The sequence below is a fragment of the Streptomyces atratus genome (genome assembly GCF_014648655.1).
In the GTDB taxonomy this organism is placed as follows: Bacteria; Actinomycetota; Actinomycetes; order Streptomycetales; family Streptomycetaceae; genus Streptomyces; species Streptomyces atratus.
The window spans coordinates 1-2,769 of record NZ_BMRN01000006.1; the positions used below are offsets into that span (position 1 = coordinate 1).

The 2,769-nt window shown below is 58.9% G+C and carries 3 protein-coding genes and 2 pseudogenes; 4 read left to right on the plus strand and 1 reads right to left on the minus strand.

The window, feature by feature from the left end; all coding sequences use genetic code 11:
- Together IEZ15_RS44610 and IEZ15_RS12070 are read left to right on the plus strand one after the other, a co-directional pair.
- A pseudogene (locus tag IEZ15_RS44610) lies at positions 1-1,256 on the plus strand (hypothetical protein); the annotation flags it as partial.
- Positions 1,253-1,663: a hypothetical protein gene (locus IEZ15_RS12070; RefSeq protein ID WP_189276477.1), complete on the plus strand. Its 411-nt coding sequence runs from the start codon at positions 1,253-1,255 to the stop codon at positions 1,661-1,663. The pseudogene IEZ15_RS44610 and the gene IEZ15_RS12070, both read left to right, overlap by 4 nt.
- 146 nt (positions 1,664-1,809) lie before the next feature.
- Here the strand turns inward: IEZ15_RS12070 and IEZ15_RS12075 are convergent, their stop codons facing one another.
- A complete protein-coding gene (locus IEZ15_RS12075) occupies positions 1,810-2,073 on the minus strand; it encodes a DUF397 domain-containing protein (protein WP_189276478.1) in 264 nt (87 codons plus the stop codon).
- A 110-nt stretch (positions 2,074-2,183) separates the two neighbouring features.
- Between IEZ15_RS12075 and IEZ15_RS12080 the strand changes: the two genes are divergently transcribed.
- Positions 2,184-2,615 carry a DUF7878 domain-containing protein gene (locus IEZ15_RS12080; protein WP_229845853.1) on the plus strand — a complete coding sequence of 144 codons (432 nt, stop codon included), beginning with the start codon at positions 2,184-2,186 and terminating at the stop codon, positions 2,613-2,615.
- 40 nt (positions 2,616-2,655) lie between these two features.
- Positions 2,656-2,769, plus strand: a pseudogene (locus IEZ15_RS12085) (IS5/IS1182 family transposase); the annotation flags it as partial.

Below are 2,769 nucleotides of genomic sequence, written 5' to 3' on the forward strand. Positions count from 1 at the left end.
GCGCCCAGATCGCCGAATTCGTCAACGCCGTCCTCGACTCCGTCATCGCCATCGCCAACGGCGGCACCGCAGGCGTCCCCAAAATGATCGAAACAGCCCTCGCCACCAGCGTCCCCCTCCTCATCGGATTCCTCGCCTCACTCCTCGGCATCGGCAACCTCGCCAACAAGGTCAAATCCGTCTTCCACGCCGTCGCCAAACCCGTCAACCGCGCCATCGACAAAATCGTCAACTTCATCGCCAAAAAAGGCAAAGCCCTCTGGAACAAACTCAAAGGAAAGAATTCTAAGACTGGAAGAGATCAGCCGGGGCGGGGAGAAGGGGATCGACAAAAACGACTCAAGAGTGCGATCCAGAGCGCACACAAGCTCATGGAGGCCCCTGGCGCCACAACCGAATCCATAAGAAACGGCCTGGACACTATTCGGCGCCGGTTCAGTCTCACATCCATCGAATTGGATAGCGGAGCCGGCCACGATAGAAGCGTAACAGCGCGAATAAATCCGCAACTGACGAGCGACTCAAAGAAACTGCCATCCGCTGCAGAGCTCGCCGCCATAAAGGGACTCGCACAGCAGGTTGCCCAGCTCTGGCGCATCAACGGAGTAGCGGAAACATTCATAAGAGCGAGCCGATCAGCGAAGCGCGAAATCATAATGAGTCCTGAATCGTACCGCCGACCGTCCGGTTCTGCCAACGCCCCCACAATCCGAGTCGGCGACCTTGTTGAAGTGGCAGCGGAACCAGGCCTCCGTCGGCTCGCCGACTCCATTGGCGGAGTTCTCCTGGTCAGTCCGACTCTCTATCTATGCGATGCGAACAGCCGCCCTCTGGGAGGGCAGGTGGACGAAATCGACTTCATCTTAATCGGCGAGCGGGAAGTTCGTGTTATCAGCGCCAAAGTGAACAGGCGACGCTTCGAAAGCGTAACCGATGAGAGAAAATTAGATCTTTACCGGCGAATACCCGACAATCCAGCCGCCCCCGATTTCGCTGCCAGCTTCCTGGGGTGGGGGAACGGGCGAATGAGGGATCGGTCCCTCGCCGTAGGGGCTGTCGTGGCATGCAAGGGCATGCAGACCATCCGGGTGGACGCGTTCAGATCCCACTATCTGAGCCGGCAGCAGACACAGCGCATTGTCATTGAACCCGTGAGCCCTGGGCCCGAAACAGGGGGTCCAGGATATACACTGCGCCAGGATCTGGCCGATCTGATCGAGATATACATCAAGGAAATCTCGAGGGAGTTGCGGTGAAGTTCGACTATTGGCACATTCGTCGATTCTTCAGGCTCGCTGACATGAACGAAGGTGAGACACTCACCTTCGGGGGACCTCCCTTTGTTGTTGGCAGAGTCGTGACTTGCCCCGAACCGGTGTGGCGAACAGTCGTATCAACAACCCTTTCCCAAGGAGTATCCGATTCACTCGCCTGCTGGACGTGGCAAAATCCTCTTTCCCCACAGGATTCAAGGAATGTCAGCCAATCACTCGGTGAGACAATTCACCGCCTGGAACAGGGTGCGAATGTTCAGTATCCGCCGGATCAAGATGAAGATGACCTATTAGACAAAGAGACGGTACTCGCATTAATTTATCCGCTCAGAGATCTTCTCGTGCTTGCCGTCCAGCGAGGGAGCGTCGCCGAGACGTGGAGCGAGTAGCTCTCAGCGCCCGACTTCGCACTGGCGCGACAATTCATCGGTGAAGTCCATTGGGCATGGCATCTGCCGCAGAATCAAGCCACACCGCGAGACCTTCCACAGCAGCGTCCCAACCGGGTCGGGGGCGCAGTGCGCCCAACGACTGGCTACTCGTCGATTAGATGGTCGAACTTTCCCGCCTTCACGCCCTTGATCCAGGCGCCCATCTCTGCAACGGTGAAATACACGGCGCCTACATCGGGGTAGTTGCTGTTACGCACAGCTATGCGACCGCCCGGCAAGGTAGCAGCCTCCACCCAGGCACCTTGATCACCGCTGAAGGTGGATTTCCTCCAGGCCAATTTCGCCGACTCAGCGTGCCTGATCAACTCCGTGTCACAAGTTGTCGTCTCCCATCGGGCTCCCAACATCTATAAGGGCTGTCCCGCTTTCCCATGACAAGTCTTATCAGGCCACTTGGTAGGGTTTGCGTTTTGAGTGGCTGACAGACCTGCGGCCCTTGAACTCCGGGGAGGGCCAGATGACATTGAAGCTCGCGTACGAAAATGTGGGTGCACCGGATCTGTACCGGCGTGGCCTCCGCCCTGAAACGGCGCCTCTTGGGGTGCTGCTCGCAGACATCGAGGCCGACCTGGTCATCCGGGATGGTGACCACGTGGTTATGGCGGAGAAGCTGTTCCCCGTGGCTGAACTGGCGCGCGCCCTGGTGGGCTGGCTGGACGGCGACCGCGATGACTTCGAGTTCGACTCGATGTCCTACGCGGAATCGGGCGAGGTGCGGATGGCGGGATCTGCCGAGGGATGGCGGGTCGGCTCCGTCTCCGCGCCAGGCGTGTGGACCTCGCCAGTCGGCTGGGATGTGCTCGTGGCGGAGATCGCACAATTCGTGAAGGCCGTCCGCAAGGATGTGATGGCGCTTGGCGTCGAGCCCGACCTGATCCCCGTCCTTTGAGACAGGCCCCGTAGCGCTCCGACCGATGGATGATCTTGCCATGTTGGGCGTGATCACTGCGTCGGAGCCGTCATGGATAGTGCCGTTCACAGGAATGAGTCCGCGCTGTTTCAGCAAGTTGGTATCCGCGTTGCAGCGTGAGGGTGCCGACGAG